Source organism: Propionibacterium freudenreichii subsp. freudenreichii (genome assembly GCF_000940845.1).
GTDB classification, from domain to species: domain Bacteria; phylum Actinomycetota; class Actinomycetes; order Propionibacteriales; family Propionibacteriaceae; genus Propionibacterium; species Propionibacterium freudenreichii.
In genome coordinates this window covers 120,490-142,504 of the sequence record NZ_CP010341.1, presented here as the reverse complement: position 1 = coordinate 142,504, position 22,015 = coordinate 120,490, and the positions used below count along the sequence as shown (strand labels likewise).

The following is a 22,015-nucleotide window of genomic DNA, read 5'->3' as shown; positions in this document are numbered from 1 at the left end:
GGGTTCTTTCTTCGTCAAGGGATTGGGCACGGAAGATGCGCCGGACCCATTCCACCTTGTGGGGCATTCCCGAGGCGGATCACCGGGGGTGCGCTGCTTCAGAGGTCGCATTCACACAAGTGAGATGACGCCTTCCATGGCAAGCAGCCCGAGCAGGCCCACAACCGATTGGATCGTGACCAGGAGGCTCCACGTCTTGAGCGTCTGGGGGACGGTCATTCCGAAGTACTCCTGGAAGAGCCAGAAGGCGCCGTCATTGACATGCGAGAAGATCATCGACCCGGTGCAGATTGCAAGCACCATCATCGCCTTGTGCACGCTGTCGGATTGGGCCAGCATGGGTGCCACGATGCCGGCGGCGGCCGTCACCGCCACAGTCCCCGACCCGAGCGCGATACGGAACAGGGCGGCGATGAGCCACGCAAGCAGCACCATGGGGATGGCCCACTCGGCAGTTGTCGTCGCAATGATCTTGCTCAGGCCGACACCCTCGAGCATGGCCTTCAGCCCGCCGCCTGCGCCGATGATGAGCAGCACGTTGACGATCGGCTTGAGGCTCGTCTTGCTGAGGCCCAGCACCTTGTTCCCGCTCATCCCGAGCCGCAGGCCCAGGAAGACCATCGAGAACAGCGCCGCGATCAGGAGCGAGATCACCGCATTCCCCATGAAATGGGTCACCGTCCACGCGATCGACGACTTGGGGAACACGGCGTCGCCCAGGGTCCCGATGACCATCATCGCCGGAGCCAGCAGCACAGAGGTCAGGGCCGCCGCCAGGGAGGGCGACCGGTCCTCGCCCGCGGTTGCCGACTGGTCGAACTCCGACCCGTCGTTCACTGCGTAGGTGAGGTATTGCTTCTGCATCAGCTTGGGGAACAACCAGACGCCGCTGGCAAAGACCGGCACCGCAATGATCAGGCCCAGTGCCGTGACCATCCCCAGATCGGCTCCCAGCGCGGTGCCACCGATGATGGTGGCGGGGCCGGGTGGCAGGAGTCCATGGGCGGTCATCATGCCGGCTGCCATGGGGATGGCGACGTAGAGGGGGCTCTTGCCCAGGCTCTTCGCGACCGAGAAGACAATCGGCACCATGAGGACGAAGGTGACCTCGAACAGGTTCGGGAGCTCGATGATCAGGGCGACAAGGCCGATCGCCATCGGGATGAGGGCCTTCTTGCTCTTCCCGATGATGATGTCGGCGATCTTGGTTCCGCCTCCGCTGCTGACCAGCAGGCCGCCGATGATGGCGCCCAGGCCGATCACGACACCGGAGACCGACAGCTGATCGCCGAAGCCCTTGGTGAACGTGCTGACGCTCTTGGTGGAGCCCAACCCGTTCACGAGTCCAAGGATGATGGACGAAATCATGAGGGCAATGAAGGGATGCAGCTTGAGCTTGACGATCAGGAGGATCAGAACAACGATCGCCGCAGCCCCACTGATGACGGGGAGCATGCGCGTTACTCCTGCTCGTTGCCAGCGGCGACGCGTGCCTCCTGGGTCTGACGACCCAGACCGGTTGCGATGTCAAAGGCGCGTTGGCTGGGGGTGTCGTTGGCGATCCCCTGGCCGACGATCTCATAGGCGGTGCCGTGCGCCGGCGTCGCGATCGGAACGGGGAGACCGCCTTGCACCGTCACGCCCTCGTCAAACCCGATGAGCTTCATCGCGATCTGGCCCTGGTCGTGGAACATCGTGACAACGCCGTCGTATTCGCCGGCGCGGGCCTTGATGAAGATGGTGTCGCAGGGGAACGGCCCCTTGGCATCCACGCCCTCGTCCTGTGCCAGCCTGATGCCGGGTGCGATGTGATCGATCTCCTCGCGCCCGAACTGGCCGGACTCACCCGCATGGGGGTTGAGGGCGCACACGGCAAGCTTCGGGCGTTCGATGCCCGTTCCCTGGATCACGCGGTTCAGGAGGGTGATGGCGTCATGCACCGAGCGGGCGTTGATGCCGGCGGCGACGTCCTTGATGGCCACGTGGGAGGTCACCCGGGACGTGGTGAGCCCGGGGATGAAGTTGAGTTCCGAGGTGAAGCCGTCGTAGCCGAGGATCCGGGCAAACCAGCGCAGTTCATCCTGCTCGTGCATGCCGGCATTGTGCAGGGCACTCTTGTTCAACGACTCGAAGAGGATCGCATCGGCCTGGTCCTGCTTGAACAGCTCAAGGGCACGCTCAAGGTCGAGCATCGCCCTGGTTCCGCCGGCGATCGATGCGACGCCGCGCTTGGCTGCGGGACCGTCGTAGGTCGTCCCAATGGCCTGCACATAGCCCTGCTTGGCAACGTCCGAGAGCGGCACGGAGACCTTGAATTCCGCGGCGAGCGACTCCACCTCCTCGGGAGAGGCCAGCAGCGAGACGAGCGCCTTGTCGCGGTTTTCAGGCTTGCTGAGGATCTTGACTGCGATCTCCGGGCCAACTCCCGAGGGGTCACCGATTGTCATTGCAATGCGGGGAATGGTGCTCATGATCAGTCCTGTCCCTTCTCGCGCCTGCCTCCTCTGGCCCCTGGCTGCTGGCCCCATGAGGGGCGCATCTTCTGCGATGTCGACATCAGCCGTATTCAGATTGGGTTCACGAGGGAGGCCACCCGGAGCATCTTCGGACCGGGAGCGCTCGTAATAATCCTATAGGAAAGATCATATTCTCGCGTTCCTCGGGACGTCAACCCTCACCACCCAGCCCACTCCCCCAACGCACAAATGGCTCCCCCGACCATCCGGGGGAGCCACCTGCACTCGTCACAACGCCTCACGTCACCTACGCGTCCAGCGCCGGCGGATCCTCGATCATGTCGACGCGACGCCCGTGGCGTCCGCCCAGGAAGTCGGTGGTGGTCCACACGTCGACGATTTCCTCGGCCACGCCGGTGCCGATCACCCGCGCACCCAGCGCGAGCGCATTGGCGTCATTGTGCAGGCGCGACATCTGCGCGGAGTACACCTCGGAGACGATGGCGCAGCGGATGCCGGGCACCTTGCCGGCGGCCATGCCGATGCCCAACCCGGTGCCACACACCACGATCGCGCGATCGGCCTCACCGGCGGCCACCTTGCGTGCCGCCCCGGCGCCATACACGGGGTAGTCGACGCTCTCCGTGCTGTGGGTGCCCACATCAATCACGTCGTGACCCTTGTCCTGCAGGTAGCCCTTCAGGTGTTCCTTGAGCTCGAAACCTGCATGGTCACTTCCCATCGCAATACGCATGATCCCATCTTCCCATGGCTCGTGTGGAAAACCACATGATTTGTGCGAATAGTCCCGATGGTGCCGCAGTCAACCGATCGCGTCCCACCGCCGTGCGACGACTCACTCGTCGAGCGTGCCGAGGCCCTCCACCAGCTGGCTGATCGCCTCGTCGGCAATCTGCGGGGTGGTCGCCAGGTTGAACCGCACGAAGCCCCGCGACGCCGGGCTGAACCATTCCCCGTAGTCAACGGCAAGATTGCACTGGTCCTGGATGAACTTCTTCACCTCGCGACGGTCGACATACTCACGCAGGTCGAGCCACAGCAGGTAGGTGCCCTCCAACGGCGGGATCGCGGCCTTCGGCGCCACCTCACCGATGCGGCGGCGGAACTCGGCCTCGTTGCGACGCACCACCGCCAGCAGCCCGTCGAGCCAATCCTGGCCATGGCGCCACGCGGCCTCGGTGGCGGTGATGCCCATGATGTTGGTCTCGGTCTGCACATATCCCTTCGCCCACGCGTCATAGCGGGCGCGCAGGTCCTTGTCGGGGATGATGATGTGCGAGTGCACCAGCCCGGCCAGGTTGAACGTCTTGGACGCCGCATTCAGCGTGATCAGGTTGTCGGTGAACGCGCCGTCCTGTACCTGCTGGGCCGCCACGAACGGACGTTCGCCCAGGATGATGTCCTGGTGGATCTCATCGGACACGACCAGCACGCCATGGCTGCGGCACAGCTCCAGCACGTCGACCAGCTCTTCGGGCGTCCACACGCGCCCCACCGGATTGTGCGGCGAGCACATGATGAACAGCTTCACCGAATTCTCGGTGATCACCTGCTCCATGTCGGCCATGTCGTAGCGGTAGATGCCGCGCTCGTCGGGCTGCAACGCCGTGGTCACCAGCTTGCGTCCGGTGTCCTTCACGGCATTGTGCATCGGGTAGTACACCGGCGTCGCCAGCAGCACCGCATCGCCGGGCTGGGTGAAGGCATTGACCATCCAGTAGAAGCTGGACACCACGCCGGTGGAGAAGCGCACCCAGTCACGCTGCACGCGGGCCTCATTGTGCCGCGCCGCCCAGTCGTCGAAGGCCTCGAAGTACGCATCGTCCACATAGGTGTAGCCGAATGCACCGTGGGAGACGCGCGTCCGCAGCGCCTCGATCACCGCCTCGGGGGCCTTGAACTCCATGTCGGCCACCCACATGGGCAACAGGCCGGCATTGCCGAAGCGCTGGCCCAGGGCGTCCCATTTGAGTGAATCGGTGCCCTTGCGCTCGACGGCGTACTGCTCGACGAAATCCTGCAGATCCATCTGTGACCCCATTCCGGTGGTTCTCGGCGCGGCAATCCGGGATGCCGGCGCCGACAAGTGCCTACCCCTGCATTCTTCCATTGAGACCCCAATCACCACCGCACCCGACGGCCCCGGGCAGCCGACGATCCGGCACTCCACCGGTCTGGGACACTGGAGTGGCACAGATGAGGAGCATCATGAATTTCTCGTCGCTCTACGACCAGGGCTTCGCACGCGTCGCCGCCGCGACCAGCAACACCGCCATCGCCGACCCCGCCACCAACGCCACCCGCGTGATCGAGCACGCCCGGCGCATCGCGGCCACGGGGGCATCCGTCATCGCGTTTCCGGAGCTGTGCCTCACCGGCTACGCGATCGACGACCTCCTGCTGCAGGACACCGTGCTCGACGCCGCCCTCGACGCCTTGCACACCGTGGCCGACGCCACCCGCGACCTCGCCGCGCTGATCATCGTCGGCGCACCGCTGCGCAATGGTTCGCGCCTGTTCAACTGCGCAGTCGTCCTGCACCACGGCGACGTGCTGGGCGTGGTGCCCAAGAGCTATCTGCCGACCTACCGCGAGTTCTACGAGCGCCGCCACTTTGCCGACGGCGCCGACCAGGGCGGGGTCATCGACTTGGGCGCACACCACCCGGCAACAGAGAACGTGGGAACAGACCACCGGGACGCCAACGATCCGGGCGCGCAAGCAGGCGAGGGGCCCGGCGACGCCGCCGACCACCTCGTCGTGCCCTTCGGTCCCGACCTCATCTTCCGCGCCGACGACCTGCCCGACCTGGCCGTGCACGTGGAGGTCTGCGAGGACGTCTGGGTGCCCGTGCCGCCCAGCTCCCTGGCCGCCCTGGGCGGCGCCACCGTGCTGGTGAACATCTCCAGCTCGCCCATCACCGTGGGCAAGGCCGAGCAACGCCACCTGCTGTGCCGCTCGACCAGCTCACGCAACCTCGCCGCCTACGTCTATTGCGCCGCCGGCCTGGGGGAACCCACCACCGACCTGTCGTGGGACGGGCAGACGATGATCTACGAGAACGGCCGCCTGCTTGCCGAAACCGAGCGCTTCCCCACCACCCCGGGCGAATCGATCGCCGACATCGACCTCGACCTGCTGCGCCAGGAACGGCTGCGCGAGGGCACCTTCGACGACAATGCCCGCCACGAACGCCCCGCGATGCGCACCATCGGCTTCACCCTGCACCCGCCCCGCTCCGACCTGGGCCTGCGTCGTCCCCTCGAACGCTTCCCCTTCGTGCCGTCCGACCCGGCACGCCTGAACCAGGACTGCTACGAGGCCTACAACATCCAGGTGTCCGCGCTGAGCCAGCGGCTGGCCGCCATCGGCGGGGCCAAGGTGGTGATCGGCATCTCGGGTGGCCTGGATTCCACCCAGGCACTGCTCGTGGCCGCACGCGCCATGGACCTTGCCGGACGCCCCCGCACCGACATCCTCACCTTCACGATGCCCGGCTTCGCCACCAGCGCCCACACCCGCAACAACGCCGTGGAACTGTCGCAGGCCCTCGGCACCACCTTCGAGACCCTGGACATCCGTCCCGCCGCGGAGCAGATGCTCTCCGACCTGGGCCACCCGCTCGACGACTACGACGTGACCTACGAGAACGTCCAGGCCGGCCTGCGCACCGACTACCTGTTCCGCATCGCCAACCAGCGCGGCGGCATCGTGCTGGGCACCGGCGACCTGTCCGAGCTCGCCCTGGGCTGGGCCACCTACGGCGTCGGCGACCAGATGAGCCACTACGCCGTGAACTGCGGAGTGCCCAAGACGCTGATGCAACACCTGATCCGTTGGGTGATCGCCTCGGGGCAGTTCGACGACCGGGTGGGGCGCGTGCTCCAGTCGATCCTCGACACCGAGATCAGCCCCGAGCTCATCCCCGTGGCCGAGGGTGCCAAGCCGCAGAGCACCCAGGACACCATCGGCCCCTATGCCCTGCACGACTTCGCGCTCTACTACTGGCTACGCCACGGCCTGCGTCCGTCGAAGATCGCCTTCCTGGCCTCGCACATCTGGACCGACGCCGGCCTGGGCGAGTGGCCGGCTAACTTCCCCGCCGACGAACGGATCGCCTACTCGCTGGCCGACATCAAGAAGTGGCTCACCGTGTTCTGCAAGCGCTTCATGGCCAACCAGTTCAAGCGCACCGCCATCCCCAACGGCCCGAAGGTGATGGCCGGTGGTTCCCTCTCGCCACGCGGCGACTGGCGTTCACCGTCCGACGGCAATGCCCGGGCCTGGCTGGCCGACCTGGACAAGGTGCCCGACCAGCACTGAACAATCGGCACTCATAGTCGGGACTGGGTAATCGGCACTTGGCAACCAACACTGGGCAACCAGCGCTTGGCAACCAACCCCGAGACAACCGGGGGACGACGATGGCCCCGGCACCCACCACTGCTGGTGGGGCCGGGGCCATCACGGTGCTGACCGGTCGGGTCAGCAGATGCCGCATGCTCCTGGTTGCCGCCGACCTACGTCGGACGGGCTTCGGGTTGCCGCCGACCTACGTCGGACGGACCCTGCGTCGGCATTTAGTTGTTCGAGTCACCATCGGGGGTGTTGGTGCCGGCATCGTCCTCATCGGAGGCGAGGATGCGGTACACCTCCTTGCGGGCTCGGGTGAGCACGTCCTTGACCTTGGCCTGCTGACCCTCGGCGGCCACAGTGGCTGCCTGGCGCACGGCCGCGGCGAGCTGCTCGAGCTCGGGACGCAGGCTCAGCACACCCTGGAGGTCGCGGGTGACGCGGTCCCAGGGAGCCTTCGTCTGCTCGGGGTGCTCGGCAAGGTACTTCTTGCCCTCGTCGGTGATGGCATAGGGCTTCTTGCCCGCCTCATCGGCGCCGGTGAGGGTGATCAGGCCCTCGTCGGCAAGCAACTGCAGCGCCGGGTAGATGGAGCCGGGGCCGGGCTTCCACAGGCCCTGCGACTTCTCCTCGATGGCACCCATCAGCTGGTAGCCGGTCATCGACTGCTCGTTGAGCAGGTTCAGCACGGCGGCGCGCACGTCGCCGCGACGTCCCTTGCCACGGCCGTGATGGCCATGGTGGGGTCCACGGGGGCCGAAGCCCATGCCGCCACGCGGGCCGCGCGGACCGGGGCCGAAGCCGGGACCGAACTCGGGGCCGCCGAAGCCGTCGCCACCGAAGCCACCGGCCTCGCCGCGGCCACGGGGGTCTCCCTCACCGCGTCCGCCGAAGCCCGGGCGTCCACCCCGACGACCGAAGCCGTCACGGGGACCCTCAAGGTCGCCGCCACCGCGGGGACCCTCAAAGTCGCCGCCGCGGGGGCCGAAGTCCCTGCCGCGAGGTCCGTCGAAGTCCCGACGTCCGCCGCAACCGCCATGGCCGTGATGGCCACGGGGACCGGGGCCGCCCGACCTTGGATCTTCCTGAATCATGAAGTAATAACGCATTGTGTTGAATCCTTAAGTGTTGTGGGACGGCTGTTCGCGCGTCCCGGTATCTGTATCCGGGCCCGGATCGGCACCCATCCAGGCAGGGCCTGGCCTCTCAGCCGATCGGGCCCGGTGATGTTGACGTGTTGGGGTTTGCGGGGCCCGGTCTCACCGTGTTGCCCCGCGGGACCCGTCCTGCGGGTCTTGCGCTCCGGGCTGACGCCCCGGAGTTGCTGCGCGAGGAGCCTGATCGGGCTGGCGGGCTTCCTGCTCGTTGCCGGTTCTTCTCATCGATCGCCCGTCGATATATCGAAGATACCTCGACGAGTGACTTCACGCAAGTCCGGGGTTCCGGATCGCCGCCAGCGAACGTCGCGTGTGGACCCACGGCCGGTCGGTGCTCCCGGAAGTCGGGCGGGAGCCATGGACGCCGGGCCTGCGCCCACGACGCACGTGGGCCCGAAGGTGAAACGCCGCGAACGAAGCCGGAGCAGGGCATGCCGACGCGGGGAATGCGGACACCGAATATCCGAATCCGGCCCACCCGGCCGGTCGTCTCGTGGTAACCGTCGCGTTGAGCATGCTCCACTCAACTCATCGATGTATCGAAACATTCCCGGGCAGTCATGCCCACGGTGAACGACCCCGGAGCCGGCGATCCGGTCCCCTGCCGACCCCACGGCCGCACTGGTGCGACCGCGGGAATGTCGTGCCCCGGCCGCGGGAAACAGGATGTCGGGAACCGCGCCGGAAGCAGCGCCGGGCGGGAACGCACTACCGCCGGCCCCGTGACGGGGACCGGCGGTCGTCTGAGTTTCATGGGCGTTGACCCGGCGCGCAGTTTGACCCCTGCGTGCAGGTCATCCTGCGGGGCAGTGGCTCACACGTGCGGGTCGGCAACCATCCTGCTGAGGAACTGCTGGGTGCGCTCCTGGCTGGGGTGGTTGATCACCTGGTCGGGCGTGCCCTCTTCCACCACCTTGCCGGCGTCCATGAACACCACACGGTCGGCGACATCACGGGCGAAGGCCATCTCGTGGGTGACCACCACCATGGTCATGCCCTCCTCGGCCAGGTCGCGCATCACCTTGAGCACATCACCCACCAGCTCGGGGTCGAGCGCCGAGGTCGGCTCGTCGAACAGCATCAGCTTGGGGTGCATCGCCAGGGCGCGGGCGATAGCCACGCGTTGTTGCTGGCCACCCGACAGCTGCGAGGGATAGTTCTCGGCACGATCGGCCAGGCCCACCTGGTCGAGCAGGTTCATCGCCTCACTCGTGGCGTCGGCCTTGGAGACGCCGAGCACCTGGGTGGGTGCCTCGATGATGTTCTGCACTGCGGTCATGTGCGGGAACAGGTTGAACCTCTGGAACACCATGCCGATCGGACGCCGCTGGCGAGCCTTCGCCGCGTCGTCCAGCACGTGCAGGCGCCCGTTCTTCTCGTAATAGCCCATCAGGTCGCCGTTGACCCAGATGCGGCCCCCGTCGATCTCCTCCAGCTGGTTGATGCAGCGCAGGAAGGTGGTCTTGCCCGAGCCGGAGGGCCCGATCAGGCACACCACCTCGCTGGGCGCCACCTCCATGTCGATGCCCTTGAGCACATGGGTGCGGCCGAAGAACTTGTGCACGTTCACCGCGTTGACCGCGGCCACCTCGCCTCGTGACGACGACGATCCGGTGCTGCGTGACGCGTTGTCCTGGCTCATCTCAGTGCTCTCCCGTCTTCTGCAGCAGCCGTCGGGCCCTGGGATTGAGTTCGTCGTCGCCGTTGGAGAACCCACGTCCGAAGCGCTTCTCGAGCAGGCTCTGCAGGAACATCAGCACCGAGCACACCACCAGGTACCAGATGGTGGCGGCCACGTAGGCCGACATCACCTTGTAGGTGCGGTTGGCGATGATGGTGGCCTGGTAGAACAGCTCCATGCCCACCGGGATGGCGGCCAGCAGCGAGGTGTCCTTGATCATGGCAATGAACTCGTTGCCGGTGGGCGGCACGATCACGCGCATCGCCTGCGGCAGCACGATGCGGCGCATGGTCTTGCGGTGGCTCATGCCCAGGGCCTCGGCGGCCTCGGTCTGGCCGTCATCCACCGAAACGATGCCGGCGCGCGCGATCTCGGCCATGTAGGCCGACTCGGACAGGCCCAGCCCGAGCGCACCGATGCCGATGCCGCTGGACACATTGCGCATGTCGATGTGCCACCAGGTCATGTCCCAGCCCAGGCCGAGCCAGTGCGAGATCTGTTGGCCGAAGGGAATGCCGATGTCAATGGTGGGATAGAGGTAGATCAGCCCCACGCCGAGGATCGTCAGCAACACATAGCGCGGGATCGCCCGGAAGAACCACGTGAAGCCGGCCGACGCATATTTGAGCACCGGGTTCTTGCTGAGCCGCAGCACGGCCAGCAACACGCCGAGCCCGACGCCGATGATCATCGCGATCACGGTGCCCAAGATGGTGCCCTTGATCAGGCCTTCGATGATCGGGGGACGGAACAGGAACTCGAAGGTGCTGGCCCAGTCCCATCGCGGGTTGGTGACGAAGGAGTGCACCACCATGGCGACGAGCACGGCAATGAATGCCACGGCGACCCAGCGCCAGGGGTGACGCACGGGAACGGCGTCGATACGGCCGGGCCGCTTCTCGGCTGTCTGTGCGGTTGTGCCCGCGCTCACTTGCTCACTCATGGGTTGTCGTCAGGTCCTTCCGCCCGCTCAGTCGCCCTGGCCGGGCGGCGCGCTCAACAGTGTCTCAGTTCGTGGCTGGTTTCAGCCACCGACTGAGGGGTTCACCGGGTAATCATCAACCGAGCCGGAGGCATTTCCCCACTTGTCCAGAATCGCCTTGTAGGTGCCGTCGTCCTTCAGCGAGGTGAGCGCCCGGCTCACCAGGTCGGCCATGTCGGTGTCAGCCTTGGCCACGAGAAGTCCATAGGGCGCGGCGTCATACATGTCGCCGAGGCGCTCGAGCTGATCGCCCTGCTGCTGGATGGCGTAGTTGATCACCGGCGAATCGGCCAGCATCGCATCGGCCTTGCCGCTCACCAGGTCGGCAGTCACCTTGGACTGCTGCACCTCCACCACCTGGGTGACGGCGGGCTGGCCGACGTCGGTGCACTTCTTCGAGCGCGCGTTGAGGTCGTCCACCTGGGTGGTGTCCTTCTGCACGGCCACGGTCTGGCCACAGACGTTGTCGACGTCGATCTTCTTCGGATTGCCCTTCAGCACGGCCCAGGCGGTACCGGCCTTCATGTACTGCACCATGTTCACCTGTTCCTCGCGCACCGTGTTGATGGTGAACGAGCTGGCGCCCAGGTCGAACTTGCCCGAGCTGACCCCCAGGATGATGGTGCCGAAGTCGGCATTGACGCGCTCGGTCTTGAGTCCGAGGCGTGCTGCCACCGCGTTCACGATGTCCGCATCGAGCCCGACGATCGTCTTGCCGTCCTCGGCGACGAATTCATTGGGCGCATAGCTGGCGTCCATGCCCACTTCCAGGGTGCCCTTGGACTTGTACTTCTGCGGCACCTGGCCCGACAGATTGGCGTCGGCGCTCACCGACGGCAGGGCGGATGTCGACGACGAGGAGGTCGATGATGACGACCCGCTACAGGCGGCGGTGGACAGCAGCGTGACTGCCGCCAGGCCGGCAGTGGCAATACGCAGGGACGAGCGGGACATCTGGGCTCCTTTTGGCTGTGGTTCGCTCAGCTTTGCACGCCGGCACGAAGGAAGATTTGGCGTCCAAACTGGGACTTTGTTACATGGACGAAAAGAAGCCCCACCAACACGGCCGGTAAGCACAGATCTTACGGGGAGGGGTGGGGCTTCTTCGACGTGGGGGTGATCAGCTGACAGTCGGGTTCACCGCGAAGTCATCGACTCCGCCGGCGCTGTTGCCCCACTTGTCGAGGATCTTCTGGTAGGTGCCGTCCTGCTTCAGCGAGGCGAGGGCCTTGCTCACCAGGTTGGCCATGTCGGTGTCACCCTTGGCCAGCACGATGCCGTAGGGGGCGGCGTCGTACATGTCGCCGAGGGCCTCCAGCGAGCCATTGCTCTGCTCGATGGCGTAGTCGACGATGGGCGAGTCGGCCAGCATCGCGTCGGACTTGCCGCTGTTGAGGTCGGTGGTGGTCTTCGACTGGTCGTCCTCGACCACCTGGGTGATGGCGGCCTTCCCGGCGTCAGTGCAGGCCTTGGCCTTCTCGGCCAGCTGGTCGGCGGAGACCGTGTCGCGCTGCACCGAGACGGTGCGGCCACACAGTTCGTTGACGTCAACCTTCTTGGGGTTGCCGTTCTGCACCGCCCAGCGCAGTCCGGCCTTCATGTACTGCACCATGTTGACCTGCTGGATGCGCTCGGAGTTGATGGTGAAGCCGCTGGCGCCCATGTCGAACTTGCCGGAGGTGACACCCAGGATGATGGTGCCGAACTCGGCCTGCTGCATCTGCACCTGCAGTCCGAGCTTGGACGCCACGGCCTTGGACAGGTCGGCGTCCAGGCCGACGATGGTCTTGCCGTCCTCGGCCATGAACTCGATCGGCGCGAAGGTGGCGTTGGTGCCCACCTGCAGGGTGCCCTTGGTCTTGAACTTCTCGGGCACCTGGTTCACCAGGGTGGAGTCTGCGCTCACCGAGGGCAGCGCCGAGCTCGCGGATGAGCTGGACGACGACGAGGAACCGCTACAGGCAGTGGCGGACAATGCGGTGACGGCGGCCAGGCCGACCGCAGCCGCACGACGGAAGCGCGAAATGAACATGGTGTGGGACTCCTACAAGATTCGTGTGCACACAGCTTCTCACGATCGCACTGATAACAGCCTGATATCCCACCGGCGGGCACGCGGTCGGGCCGGTGGGGCAGGCCAACGGCCGGCCCTGGTAGGCCGGGGGCCTCACTCCCCGACCTCGGGCGTCGAGGGATCCACCGGGAACTCACTGCTGGCATAGGCCGACAGGCCCCACTTCTCGAGGATGCGCCCGTAGGTGCCGTCGTCGGCCAGCGAGGCCAGCGTGCGACTGATCAGATCGGCGAAGTCGCCGGCCCCGGTGTTCAGCTGAATTCCATAGACGGTTGCCTCCCACTGGTGCCGGCCAGCTCGAGTGCGCCATTGCTGCGTGCCACCACATATTCGGCGGCCGGCGATTCCATCACGGCCGCCTCGACGCTGCCGTCGGTCACGGCGGTGGCCTCCTCATCCACATTGTGGACTCCATTGGCGTGGGCTTCGGGCAGGCCCAACTTGGCGCACTCCTTGACCCGCTGCGCCACGTGCGCGGCCGCGATGGATGGGCGGTTTCCACCCTCGTCATAGTTGGCCTCATATTGCAGGGCATGCCCGCAGAGCCGATCGGCATTGAAGCCGGTGGGATTGCCTGCGCGCACGATCCATCGCAATCCGGTCTTCATGTACTGCACGTTCTTCCAATTCCACCTGCTGGACGCCGTGATCACCGAATTCGACACGGAGATGTCGGCATCGCCCAGCGACCTGCCAATGACGTGCCAGCTGGATCCGTCCAGTGAGTACGGCTGCACCTGGGGCCTCAGCCCGAGCCGACCCGCGATGGCCTTCGCCAGGTCAGCATCGACGCCGGCGACCGTGCCGTCATCGGCCTTGAATGACATGGGCGGCAGGGTGGGATTGCTGTCCACCACCAGTTCGCCGGAGTCCCGGATCTCCTGGGGCACCAGCGCTGCCAGGGCGGGGTCGGCCTTCACCGAGGCGCTGGCCGACCTCGTTGCGGCAGGCCGCCCGGCCGATGGCCCGGTGCCGGTGGCGACGTCGGCGTCGGTCGGTGGTGATTGCGCCAGCATGCCGCTGGCACCACACGCGGACAGGGCGACGGCCGCCGCCGCGGCCAGGGCAAGGGCGCCGATGCGGCGTGGACGGGTCACGGATACATGGGTCATGGGGGGACTTCCTCGTCACGATGATGGCAACAATGTCCGCCCACACTGGCAGGAACTGGCCGCGCGCGTGAGTTATCCACAGGAAGTGCCGGATCAAGTGGGATTCATCCCCAGCGTCGTCCGCATGGCCCGCCCGATGGCGTCCAGCGCGGACGTTCGCAGGACTGCATCCGGCACTGCCCGGTCATGTCGACGTCCCGGCATCCCCCGGGAAAAGACAGGGTCGACAAAAGCACCGTCCACGGTGCTTTATCCGCACCTATCCCGCTGACAGCCGAGACTCGGCCGTTAGGTGGACACCTGTGCGGCGTCATTCCCGCACAACTGCCCACTGTGAGGCGGAACGGGCGTGCGCAGGGCCCAGCTGCCGACGCCCGACCTCACGCAACGATGGTGACGCCCGCGTCCCGCATCTCGTCGACGGCCCTGGCGCCCGACTCGGGGTTCACTGCGGCGCACAGGGCGCCCAGCAACCGCACCTGGTAACCAAGGCGCACCGCATCGAGTGCCGACGCCCGCACGCAGTAGTCCGTGGCGATGCCGCACACGTCGAGCTGCGTCACGCCAGCGTCCCTCAGCGCCTGGTCAAGGCTGCGACCATCGGCCGTGTGCCCCTCGAACGCCGAATAGGCCGGCACCCCCTGACCCTTCTGCACCTCGATATCGCGATGCGCCGTGGCAAAGGGCTCCGCGTAGGCCTGACCGGGCGTGCCGTCGATGCAGTGCGGGGGCCAGCTGTCCACGAAATCGGGATGCTCGCTGATGTGCCCGCCATTGTCGCTGCCGGGAGTGTGATCATCGCGCGAGGCCGCGACCAGTTCGGTGGCCGGATCGAGCCCGGCGATCAGCTGCGTGATGGCGGCCGCAGCCGCCTTCCCACCCTCACAGCCAAGGGCCCCGCCCTCGACAAAGTCGTTCTGCACGTCCACCACGAGCAAAGCCTTGTCAGTCATCGTGACTCCTTGTCCGGCGGCCGCCGGGCCGCACCGCCTACTCAGCCGTCAGCGCCGGCGTGGCGCCGATTGTTCCCGCGGTTCCCATTGTCGCCGACCCACCCAACGCCGACCCGCCCAACGCCGACCCACCCAACGCCGACCCGCCCAACGCCGACCCGCCCAACGCCGACCTGCCCAACGTCGACCTGTCCAGTGCCGACCCACTGCATGCCGGCCCACAGCATGGCCACCCACCGAACGGGCAGCTCGCCCAACGAGCAAGTCAGCGGCGCGGCGCCTCGCCGCTGGTTGAACGCACCACCAGGTGGGTGGGCACCAGGGTGCCGTGCGGATCAGTGGGCGGGCTGCTCGGATGGATGCGCTGGCTGGCCCGCTCGACGGCTATCCGGGCCAAGCTCTCGGCGTCCTGGTGCACGGAGGTCATCAACACCGGATCGCGCTGGGCGATCTCGGAGTCGTCGAAGCCGACCACCGAGAGATCCTTCGGCACGGCGACGCCGCGACGGATCAGCACCTCCATGAGGCCGAGCGCCACCCGATCGTTGAAGGCGATCACGGCCGTCGGCACTATCGACCCCGCCAGCAGCCGCTCCGCCGCCCGCGCCCCGCGCTGCTCGGTCATCTCACCCTCGGCCACGGTGACCGACCGACTGATGCCATTGGCAGCCGCCGCATCATGGAAGGCCTGCAGGCGGTCCGGTCCGCCCGCCGCCCGGGAGCACGACAGGTAGAGCACGCGCCGATGGCCCAGCGTGCGCAGGTGGGTGACGGCCTGGTCCATGCCCAGCCCATCATCGGAGGTGACCCAGTCGATACTGCGGTCGTCCACGCGCCGGCCCACCACTACCACCGGCGTATCCCCCGCCAACGCCGACAGGGACTGCTCGTCGCCGCGCGGCCCCAGCAACACCAGCGCCCCGCAACGGTAGGCCAACAGGCCCCTGATGGCGGTCGCCTCGTCACGGGCATCGGAGACGGCCGACAACACCAGGGGATGGCTCGTGCCGGCCGTATGGGCGTACATCCCGTCCAACAGCACGTGGTGGAAGGGCTGGCGCGTCTGGAAGCACACCCCGATGCTGGTGGATTGGCTGGCGCGCAGCGAGCGCGCACTCTCGTCGCGCACATAGCCGAGCTCGCGGGCGGCTGCGAGCACGCGGTCGCGGGTCTGGGCGCCGGCACCGGGAGCGCCCCGGAAGACGATGGACACCAGCGACTGCGAGACGCCGGCCGCCCTGGCCACATCGCGCATCGTGGGTCGACGCCCCATTGATGAGCCGCTCATGAGCACTGCCTCCCAACGTCCCTGCCGGCCACGACACCCCGCGCCCGGTGCGCGGATCCATTCAACCGGTTGCCGACGGCTCCCGGGGCCCGATCCCGGGACCGGAGGGTGCCCACGGACGCCACAACCCTGCTGGTCGAGCCCCGGGAGGGCCGGCCCGCCTGCGAACCGGATCTCCCCGGCACCTGTCCCATGGGCGGTTGACCGTTGACAGCCGACGACGATTGTTCTTACAATCATAACCACGTACTACTAGTACGAACTAGTAGGCCACTCTCGCACACACATTGCCCGCGCAGGAACCCGGTCGCCATCCCGACCGCGATCCCCGCAGGGCACCGCCGGCAGGCCGGGGAACCCAACGACGGGCCCCCTGCCTGCAGCCCGACAAGGAAGTGGGCACCATCCATGACATTCCAGACCCCGACGCAGCCCCCGCGGACGACGCCGTCCGCACCTCCAGCGCACCGCCACGGACAGGGGGCCCGCTCATGACCGCGAGCCCGTTCACGTTGGCGGCGTGTGCTGAGATGGTCTATCTCGACCTGCCGTTCGTCGAGCGGGTCGAGCGCATCGCCGCGCGCGGCCTGCAAGTGGAGATGTGGAACTGGAACGCCCCCGACAAGGACCTGACCGCGCTGGCGGCCACCGGCGCCGACATCGGGTCCATGACCGGCTACCTCACCGGTGACCTGGTGACCGACACCGGACGCCATGACTTCCTCGAATCGGCCAGGGCGTCCATCGAGGTCGCCCACACCCTGGGAGTGGGCCGCCTGAACTTCCACGGCACCGGCCTGGGCGACCAGGGCCTGCCCGTCACACCCGTCGAGCACGTCACCGGCGCCATGTGGGCCCGGGCCACCCTGACCCTGCAGGAACTCGCCCGACTGGGCGCCGACGCCTCGGTGGTGTTCACCATGGAGAACCTCAACCTGCCCGTCGACCATCCCGGCACCCCCTTCAGCCATCCCGACGACACCCGCGCGCTGGTGTCGGCCATCGATTCGCCGGCCCTGAGGATGAACCTCGACCTCTACCACGCCCAGATCGGTGACGGGCAACTCATCGAGACCTGCCGGCAGTGCCTGCCCTGGATCGGCGAGATCCAGGTGGCCGACGTGCCCGGACGCTGCGAACCGGGGACCGGGGAGATCAACTACCCAAGGATCGCGGTCGCCCTGCAACAGATGGGCTACACCGGCGTGGTCGCCATGGAGGCCTGGGCCTCCGGTGATCCCGACCGGGCACTGGACGCGTTCATCGACGCCTTCACACCCGCCGGCTGAGCACCCACTGAGCACCCACTAAACACCCGCGCAAACATCCCCGACCGCCGGGGCCCGCCACGGCATCACCGCCCGGCGGATGCCGCCCCGAAGACCACCATCACGGCTCCCTTTCCGTCAACGATGACCTGCCAGGAGTTGCACCATGAGCACTGAGCTCGATCCCATTCCCACCGAAGTACCTGCCAACACCGCCGCACCCGCCAAGACCGAGGCACCCAACCCCGAGACCCCAACACCGGGACGCCCAACCCCGTCAGCTCCACCGACGCGTCCGCCGGCACCTCCCCGGCCCCCTCGTCCGGAAGGCCGCCGGCCGACGCAGCTCCCTCGTCCGCCCCGGGTCAGGCCGCGGGCCAACCGGGCCATGCCGGGCTCAAGAAGAAGAACATCAACGGCGTGGTGCTGGTGGCCACGATGGGCGCACTGGCCTTCGGCTTCGACACCGGCGTGATCTCGGGGGCCATCCCCTTCCTCAAGCTGCCCACCGCCGACGGCGGCCTGGCACTGAGCCCGAACATGGTCGGCTGGGTCACCTCATCGCTGGTGCTGGGAGCGGCGTTCGGCGGCATCCTGTCGGGCGGACTTGCCGACCGCAATGGCCGCAAGAAGACCCTGCTGGTGCTCGCCGCGCTGTTCATCATCGGCGCGCTGGGCACGTCGCTGGCGCCGACGGCCGCCGTGATGGTGATCTTCCGCTTCATCCTGGGACTGGCCGTGGGCGGCGCGTCCGCCACGGTGCCGGTGTTCATCGGCGAGCTGGCGCCCACCCACATCCGCGGCACCCTGGTGGCGCGCAACGAGCTGACGATCGTCACCGGCCAGCTGCTCGCCTATACGACCAATGCGGTAATCGCCAACGTCTTCCCCGGCCATCCGCACGCGTGGCGCTTCATGCTGGTGCTGTGCACCCTGCCGGCGCTGGCCCTGTTCTTCGGCACCTTCCACCTCACCGAATCGCCGCGTTGGCTGGTGTCGAAGGGACGTCGCGACGACGCCGAGAAGGTGTTGTGGCAGCTGCGCCATGACGACGACGTGAGCGAGGAGCTCAATGCCCTGGAGAAGCACGTGCAGTGGACGCGCAGGGAGGCGTCCACAAGCTTCTTCGACGACCTGCGCGTGCCCTGGATGCGGCGCATCACGCTGATCGGCATCGCGTTGGCCTTCCTGTCGCAGATGACCGGCGTGAACTCGGTGATGTACTACGCCCCGATGATCCTCATCGACACCGGCCTGGGCACCAACGCCGCGCTGGTGGCCACCATCGGCAACGGCGTGGTGGCAGTCTGCTCGGTGGCCTTCGGGTCGATCGTGCTGCTGCCGCGGTTCCGACGACGCCCGATGCTGCTGATCGGACAGATCGGCGTCACCTGTGCGCTGGCGCTGATAGGCGCCATGTTCACCGTGATCGCACCGGGGCCCACCCGCGCCTACCTGGTGTTGGCCTTCATGATGCTGTTCCTGTTCTTCATGCAGGGCTTCGTGGCGGTGATCTTCTGGCTGATGCTGGCCGAGATCTTCCCGCTGCGCATCCGCGGCATGGCGATGGGCCTGGCGGTGATCGCCAACTGGATGGCCAACTTCCTGGTCGCCTCGCTCTTCCCGCCGCTGGAGGCCGCGCTGGGCGGGAACCTGTTCTTCATCTTCGCCGCCATCAACTTCGCGACGATCTTCTTCTACCTGAAGTTCATCCCCGAGACCAAGGGACGCTCCCTGGAGCAGCTGGAGGAGGACTTCGCCATGCACGGCCGGGCGTTGCCCGAATCACCCTGAGTGGGGGCGCATCGGGACGCCCGCGGCGGCCGCCAGCGCTCAGCGCGCGGTGGGCGAATCCCCGCCGCGGGTGGACCGGGGGGCCTGCCCGTGGGTGCGCCCGCGGTCCCCGCCCGAGGCCGTCCCTGAATCCCTGCCGGAGGCAGACCGAGAATCCCTGCCGGAGGCAGATTTGGGGTCCCTGCCGGAGGCGGACTTGGGATCATGGTGCAGGCCGATCTTGGTGTACATCTCGTCGATCAGCCCGCGGAAGCGAAGCTCCACCTCACGGCGCTTCACCTTGAGCGTCGGCGTCAGCAGGCCGTTGGCGATGCTGAACCCCTCACTGCTCATCCGCAGGTCACGGAACTGCTGGTACTTCGGCAGGTTCTTGGTCAACGCCTCCGCGCTCTTCTTGATCTCATCGAGGATGTTCTGGTTGTTGAACAGCTCACTGACATGCCCGTAGTCGATGTGCAATGCCTCGGCCAGCTTCTGCAGGTTGGCCATCGACGGCTGCACCAGCAGCGTGAGGAAGGGTCGGTTGTCGCCCAGCACCACCACGTGTTCGAACATCGGATCGGACTGCAACAGCTCTTCGATCGGCTGGGGCGAGATGTTCTTGCCGCCCTCGGTGACGATGATGTCCTTCAGCCGGTCGGTGACGAACAGGAAGCCGCGACGGTCGATGCGTCCCACGTCGCCGGTGCGCAGCCAGGTGCCCTCGTCATCGGTGAGGAAGGCCTCGCGGGTTGCCTCTTCGTTGTCCCAGTAGCCGTCCATCACATTGGGGCCCTGGTAGAGGATCTCGTGCTTGTCGCCGAGCTTGATGCGCCCGCCGGGCATCACGCGTCCCACGCTGCCCACCCGGTACGCACTGTGCGTGTTGTACGAGATGAGCGGCGCCGCCTCGGTCATGCCATAACCGTTGAGGATCTGCAGCCCGGCCGCCCCGAAGAACAGTTCGGTCTCGCGACGCAGGGGTGCCCCGCCGCTGACCAGCATCGTCTTCTGGCCGCCCATGGCCTCCCGGATCTTGCGCAGCACCAGGCGATCGGCCAGCGGTAGCTGGGCGCGCCAGAACAGCAGGGGCTTGCGGCCCTGCCGGTAGTCGAACTGCAGGTGCTGGCCCACGCTGACCGCCCACTGCAGGATGCGCTTGCGTCGTGGCGTGACCGCCGACGCCTTGTGCACCTCGGCGAGCACGGTCTCGAACAGCTTGGGCACCGCAACCATCAGTGTCGGACGCGCCCGGCGCATCATCTCGCCGACGTTGCGGGTGTCCACCACATAGGTGTTCATGCAGCCGTGCGCCCACAGGTAGCAGGTCCAGCCGCGCTCCAGGGCATGCGACAGCGGCAGGAAGCACAGTGAATGGTCGCGGGTGCTGATCGGGAAGCTGCGGTGCAGGGCACCCAGCTCCGACATGATGGCCCGGTGCGCCAGCTTGACGCCCTTCGGGGCGCCCGTGGTGCCGGAGGTGTAGATGATCGAGAAGAGGTCGTCGCCGCTGGCCTTGTTGAGTCGGGCGTTGATGCGCGAGACCACCTGCTCGGGCACCGGGCGATCGCTCGGCGCAAAGTATTCGAGCCAGGTGACATCGGTGCGCGGGCAGCTGTCGAAGCTGATCACCCGGCGCAGGCTCGGGATGCGTTCGGACGCCTGGCCCATCCGCTCGGCCTCGTCGGCGCGTCCGGCAAACGCCACCACCATGCCGCAGTCATTGGCGATGTACACCACCTCATCGACGGTGTCGGTGGCGTAGATGGGCACCGAGACGGCGCCGATGAACTGGCACGCCAGGTCAACCTGGGTCCATTCGGGGCGATTGCGCGAGTAGAAACCCACCCGGTCGCCCTTCTCGACACCGGAGTACATGAGCGCCGCGGCGATCTGCATGGCGCGGGCGTCGAGCTCGCGGTAGCTGGCCACCACCCATCGCTTGCCCACCAGCACGCGCGTGGCGGGACGGTCACCGAAGGCCTGCACACTCGCCTTCACCATCAGGCCGACGTGCGCCGGCTCGACCGCCAATGGCTGTGACGGCAGTTCGCGAAGATCGGTCATAGTTGTGCAATCCTGTCCCGCAGCCACACGATGTCGGCTGCTTGGTCCTCGGCGCCACCAGGCGTCTCCACGACGGCGGGGGCACCGGAGGTGGCCACCACCTCGACGATGCCGGCGGCATCAGCCTTGCCCTTGCCCAGGTTGGCGTGACGATCGGCACCCGAGCCGAAGGCATCACGCGAGTCGTTGGCGTGCACCAGGTCGATGCGGCCGGTGATCGCCTTGATGCGGTCGACCAGTCCGTGCAGTTCCAGGCCGGCGGCGTGGGCGTGGCAGGTGTCCAGGCAGAAGCCGACCTGCGCAAAGGCCGCGGCGGTGGAGATGGAATCCCACAGCCTTTCGATCGCCTCGAGCGTGCACGCCATCGCGTGCTGTCCCCCGGCGGTGTTCTCAATGAAGATCGGCACCTTGGCGTCCAGGCCGTCCACCGCCTTGTGCCAGTGCGCGAAGCCATCGGCCGGATCGGCATCCTTGACCACATGCCCGCCGTGGATCACCACCCCGAGGGCTCCGATCTCGGCGGCTGCATCGACGTGCTTCTGCAGCAGCTTGCGGCTCGGAATGCGGATGCGGTTGTTGGTGCTGGCCACGTTGATCACGAAGGGGGCGTGCACCACCAGCGGCAGGTTCGCCTGCTGCGCGGCCTCGCGCAGCGCCGGTGCCCCGCCGGGGAACTCCACCACCGGGCCCTTCCAACTTCGTGGATCGCCCAGGGAGATCTGCGCAATCTCGGCGCCATGCACCCTTGCCCCCGCGATGGGGTCTTCCTGCTCTACGTGCGATCCGATCAATAGCGCCATGCGTCGAGCCTAGTGGGTGCGTACTCGCTC

The 22,015-nt window shown here is 67.0% G+C and carries 17 protein-coding genes; 3 read left to right on the top strand and 14 right to left on the bottom strand.

Features of this window, described 5'->3' with window-relative positions:
• Nucleotides 1–111 precede the first annotated feature (111 nt).
• The 4 genes from RM25_RS00575 to RM25_RS00560 all read right to left on the bottom strand — a co-directional run bounded on the left by RM25_RS00575 (nt 112) and on the right by RM25_RS00560 (nt 4,506).
• Complete coding sequence (locus tag RM25_RS00575; protein WP_013162117.1) at nt 112–1,455, bottom strand: GntT/GntP/DsdX family permease; 1,344 nt, start codon at nt 1,453–1,455, stop codon at nt 112–114.
• Nucleotides 1,456–1,460: 5 nt separating this feature from the next.
• Nucleotides 1,461–2,471 carry a 4-hydroxythreonine-4-phosphate dehydrogenase PdxA gene (locus RM25_RS00570; protein WP_036941015.1) on the bottom strand — a complete coding sequence of 337 codons (1,011 nt, stop codon included), beginning with the start codon at nt 2,469–2,471 and terminating at the stop codon, nt 1,461–1,463.
• Between the two features lie 292 nt (nt 2,472–2,763).
• Entirely contained in the window at nt 2,764–3,210 is a 447-nt protein-coding gene (gene rpiB / locus RM25_RS00565) for a ribose 5-phosphate isomerase B (protein WP_044635863.1), read from the bottom strand.
• A gap of 102 nt (nt 3,211–3,312) precedes the next feature.
• A complete protein-coding gene (locus tag RM25_RS00560) occupies nt 3,313–4,506 on the bottom strand; it encodes a MalY/PatB family protein (protein ID WP_013162120.1) in 1,194 nt (397 codons plus the stop codon).
• Nucleotides 4,507–4,685: 179 nt separating this feature from the next.
• Between RM25_RS00560 and RM25_RS00555 the strand changes: the two genes are divergently transcribed.
• Nucleotides 4,686–6,800: an NAD(+) synthase gene (locus RM25_RS00555; RefSeq protein ID WP_404908164.1), complete on the top strand. Its 2,115-nt coding sequence runs from the start codon at nt 4,686–4,688 to the stop codon at nt 6,798–6,800.
• A 257-nt stretch (nt 6,801–7,057) separates the two neighbouring features.
• On the opposite strand, the gene RM25_RS12160 is transcribed toward RM25_RS00555, so the two are convergent.
• The 8 genes from RM25_RS12160 to RM25_RS00505 form a co-directional block, all read right to left on the bottom strand.
• On the bottom strand, nt 7,058–7,939 hold the full coding sequence (locus RM25_RS12160; RefSeq protein WP_055346808.1) for a PadR family transcriptional regulator: 882 nt from the start codon (nt 7,937–7,939) through the stop codon (nt 7,058–7,060).
• An 862-nt stretch (nt 7,940–8,801) separates the two neighbouring features.
• Entirely contained in the window at nt 8,802–9,629 is an 828-nt protein-coding gene (locus tag RM25_RS00540; RefSeq protein ID WP_044635862.1) for an amino acid ABC transporter ATP-binding protein, read from the bottom strand.
• 1 nt (nt 9,630) lies between these two features.
• A complete protein-coding gene (locus tag RM25_RS00535; RefSeq protein WP_230579873.1) occupies nt 9,631–10,599 on the bottom strand; it encodes an amino acid ABC transporter permease in 969 nt (322 codons plus the stop codon).
• 93 nt (nt 10,600–10,692) lie between these two features.
• Complete coding sequence (locus RM25_RS00530; RefSeq protein WP_044635861.1) at nt 10,693–11,604, bottom strand: ABC transporter substrate-binding protein; 912 nt, start codon at nt 11,602–11,604, stop codon at nt 10,693–10,695.
• Between the two features lie 166 nt (nt 11,605–11,770).
• A complete protein-coding gene (locus RM25_RS00525) occupies nt 11,771–12,682 on the bottom strand; it encodes an ABC transporter substrate-binding protein (protein ID WP_044635860.1) in 912 nt (303 codons plus the stop codon).
• Between the two features lie 293 nt (nt 12,683–12,975).
• Nucleotides 12,976–13,836, bottom strand: a complete 861-nt coding sequence (locus tag RM25_RS00520; protein ID WP_060759093.1) for a transporter substrate-binding domain-containing protein — start codon at nt 13,834–13,836, stop codon at nt 12,976–12,978.
• 380 nt (nt 13,837–14,216) lie between these two features.
• The gene (locus RM25_RS00515) at nt 14,217–14,789 is read right to left on the bottom strand and encodes an isochorismatase family protein (RefSeq protein ID WP_013162128.1); all 573 of its coding nucleotides are present in this window, start codon (nt 14,787–14,789) and stop codon (nt 14,217–14,219) included.
• Nucleotides 14,790–15,054: 265 nt separating this feature from the next.
• Complete coding sequence (locus RM25_RS00505) at nt 15,055–16,077, bottom strand: LacI family DNA-binding transcriptional regulator (RefSeq protein WP_158487021.1); 1,023 nt, start codon at nt 16,075–16,077, stop codon at nt 15,055–15,057.
• Between the two features lie 491 nt (nt 16,078–16,568).
• Between RM25_RS00505 and RM25_RS00500 the strand changes: the two genes are divergently transcribed.
• Nucleotides 16,569–17,366, top strand: a complete 798-nt coding sequence (locus RM25_RS00500) for a TIM barrel protein (RefSeq protein WP_044635856.1) — start codon at nt 16,569–16,571, stop codon at nt 17,364–17,366.
• Between the two features lie 399 nt (nt 17,367–17,765).
• Entirely contained in the window at nt 17,766–19,139 is a 1,374-nt protein-coding gene (locus tag RM25_RS00495; RefSeq protein ID WP_196488126.1) for a sugar porter family MFS transporter, read from the top strand.
• Nucleotides 19,140–19,178: 39 nt separating this feature from the next.
• Here RM25_RS00495 and RM25_RS00490 read toward each other — a convergent pair whose 3' ends face one another.
• Both RM25_RS00490 and RM25_RS00485 read right to left on the bottom strand, forming a co-directional pair.
• Nucleotides 19,179–21,185 (bottom strand): AMP-dependent synthetase/ligase, encoded by a 2,007-nt coding sequence (locus RM25_RS00490; RefSeq protein ID WP_044635855.1) that lies wholly within the window; start codon nt 21,183–21,185, stop codon nt 19,179–19,181.
• A complete protein-coding gene (locus RM25_RS00485; RefSeq protein ID WP_036940999.1) occupies nt 21,182–21,985 on the bottom strand; it encodes a deoxyribonuclease IV in 804 nt (267 codons plus the stop codon). Before RM25_RS00485 ends, RM25_RS00490 begins: the two co-directional genes overlap by 4 nt.
• Nucleotides 21,986–22,015: the final 30 nt, after the last annotated feature.

What these genes read in the sequence shown, in the direction of transcription:
- RM25_RS12160 (WP_055346808.1), bottom strand. Translation starts at nt 7,939, where the DNA reads ATGCGTTATTACTTCATGATTCAGGAAGATCCAAGGTCGGGCGGCCCC.
- RM25_RS00575 (WP_013162117.1), bottom strand. Translation starts at nt 1,455, where the DNA reads ATGCTCCCCGTCATCAGTGGGGCTGCGGCGATCGTTGTTCTGATCCTC.
- RM25_RS00485 (WP_036940999.1), bottom strand. Translation starts at nt 21,985, where the DNA reads ATGGCGCTATTGATCGGATCGCACGTAGAGCAGGAAGACCCCATCGCG.
- RM25_RS00570 (WP_036941015.1), bottom strand. Translation starts at nt 2,471, where the DNA reads ATGAGCACCATTCCCCGCATTGCAATGACAATCGGTGACCCCTCGGGA.
- RM25_RS00525 (WP_044635860.1), bottom strand. Translation starts at nt 12,682, where the DNA reads ATGTTCATTTCGCGCTTCCGTCGTGCGGCTGCGGTCGGCCTGGCCGCC.
- RM25_RS00540 (WP_044635862.1), bottom strand. Translation starts at nt 9,629, where the DNA reads ATGAGCCAGGACAACGCGTCACGCAGCACCGGATCGTCGTCGTCACGA.
- RM25_RS00530 (WP_044635861.1), bottom strand. Translation starts at nt 11,604, where the DNA reads ATGTCCCGCTCGTCCCTGCGTATTGCCACTGCCGGCCTGGCGGCAGTC.
- RM25_RS00560 (WP_013162120.1), bottom strand. Translation starts at nt 4,506, where the DNA reads ATGGATCTGCAGGATTTCGTCGAGCAGTACGCCGTCGAGCGCAAGGGC.
- RM25_RS00505 (WP_158487021.1), bottom strand. Translation starts at nt 16,077, where the DNA reads ATGAGCGGCTCATCAATGGGGCGTCGACCCACGATGCGCGATGTGGCC.
- RM25_RS00490 (WP_044635855.1), bottom strand. Translation starts at nt 21,185, where the DNA reads ATGACCGATCTTCGCGAACTGCCGTCACAGCCATTGGCGGTCGAGCCG.
- RM25_RS00515 (WP_013162128.1), bottom strand. Translation starts at nt 14,789, where the DNA reads ATGACTGACAAGGCTTTGCTCGTGGTGGACGTGCAGAACGACTTTGTC.
- rpiB (WP_044635863.1), bottom strand. Translation starts at nt 3,210, where the DNA reads ATGCGTATTGCGATGGGAAGTGACCATGCAGGTTTCGAGCTCAAGGAA.
- RM25_RS00500 (WP_044635856.1), top strand. Translation starts at nt 16,569, where the DNA reads ATGACCGCGAGCCCGTTCACGTTGGCGGCGTGTGCTGAGATGGTCTAT.
- RM25_RS00520 (WP_060759093.1), bottom strand. Translation starts at nt 13,836, where the DNA reads ATGACCCATGTATCCGTGACCCGTCCACGCCGCATCGGCGCCCTTGCC.
- RM25_RS00555 (WP_404908164.1), top strand. Translation starts at nt 4,686, where the DNA reads ATGAATTTCTCGTCGCTCTACGACCAGGGCTTCGCACGCGTCGCCGCC.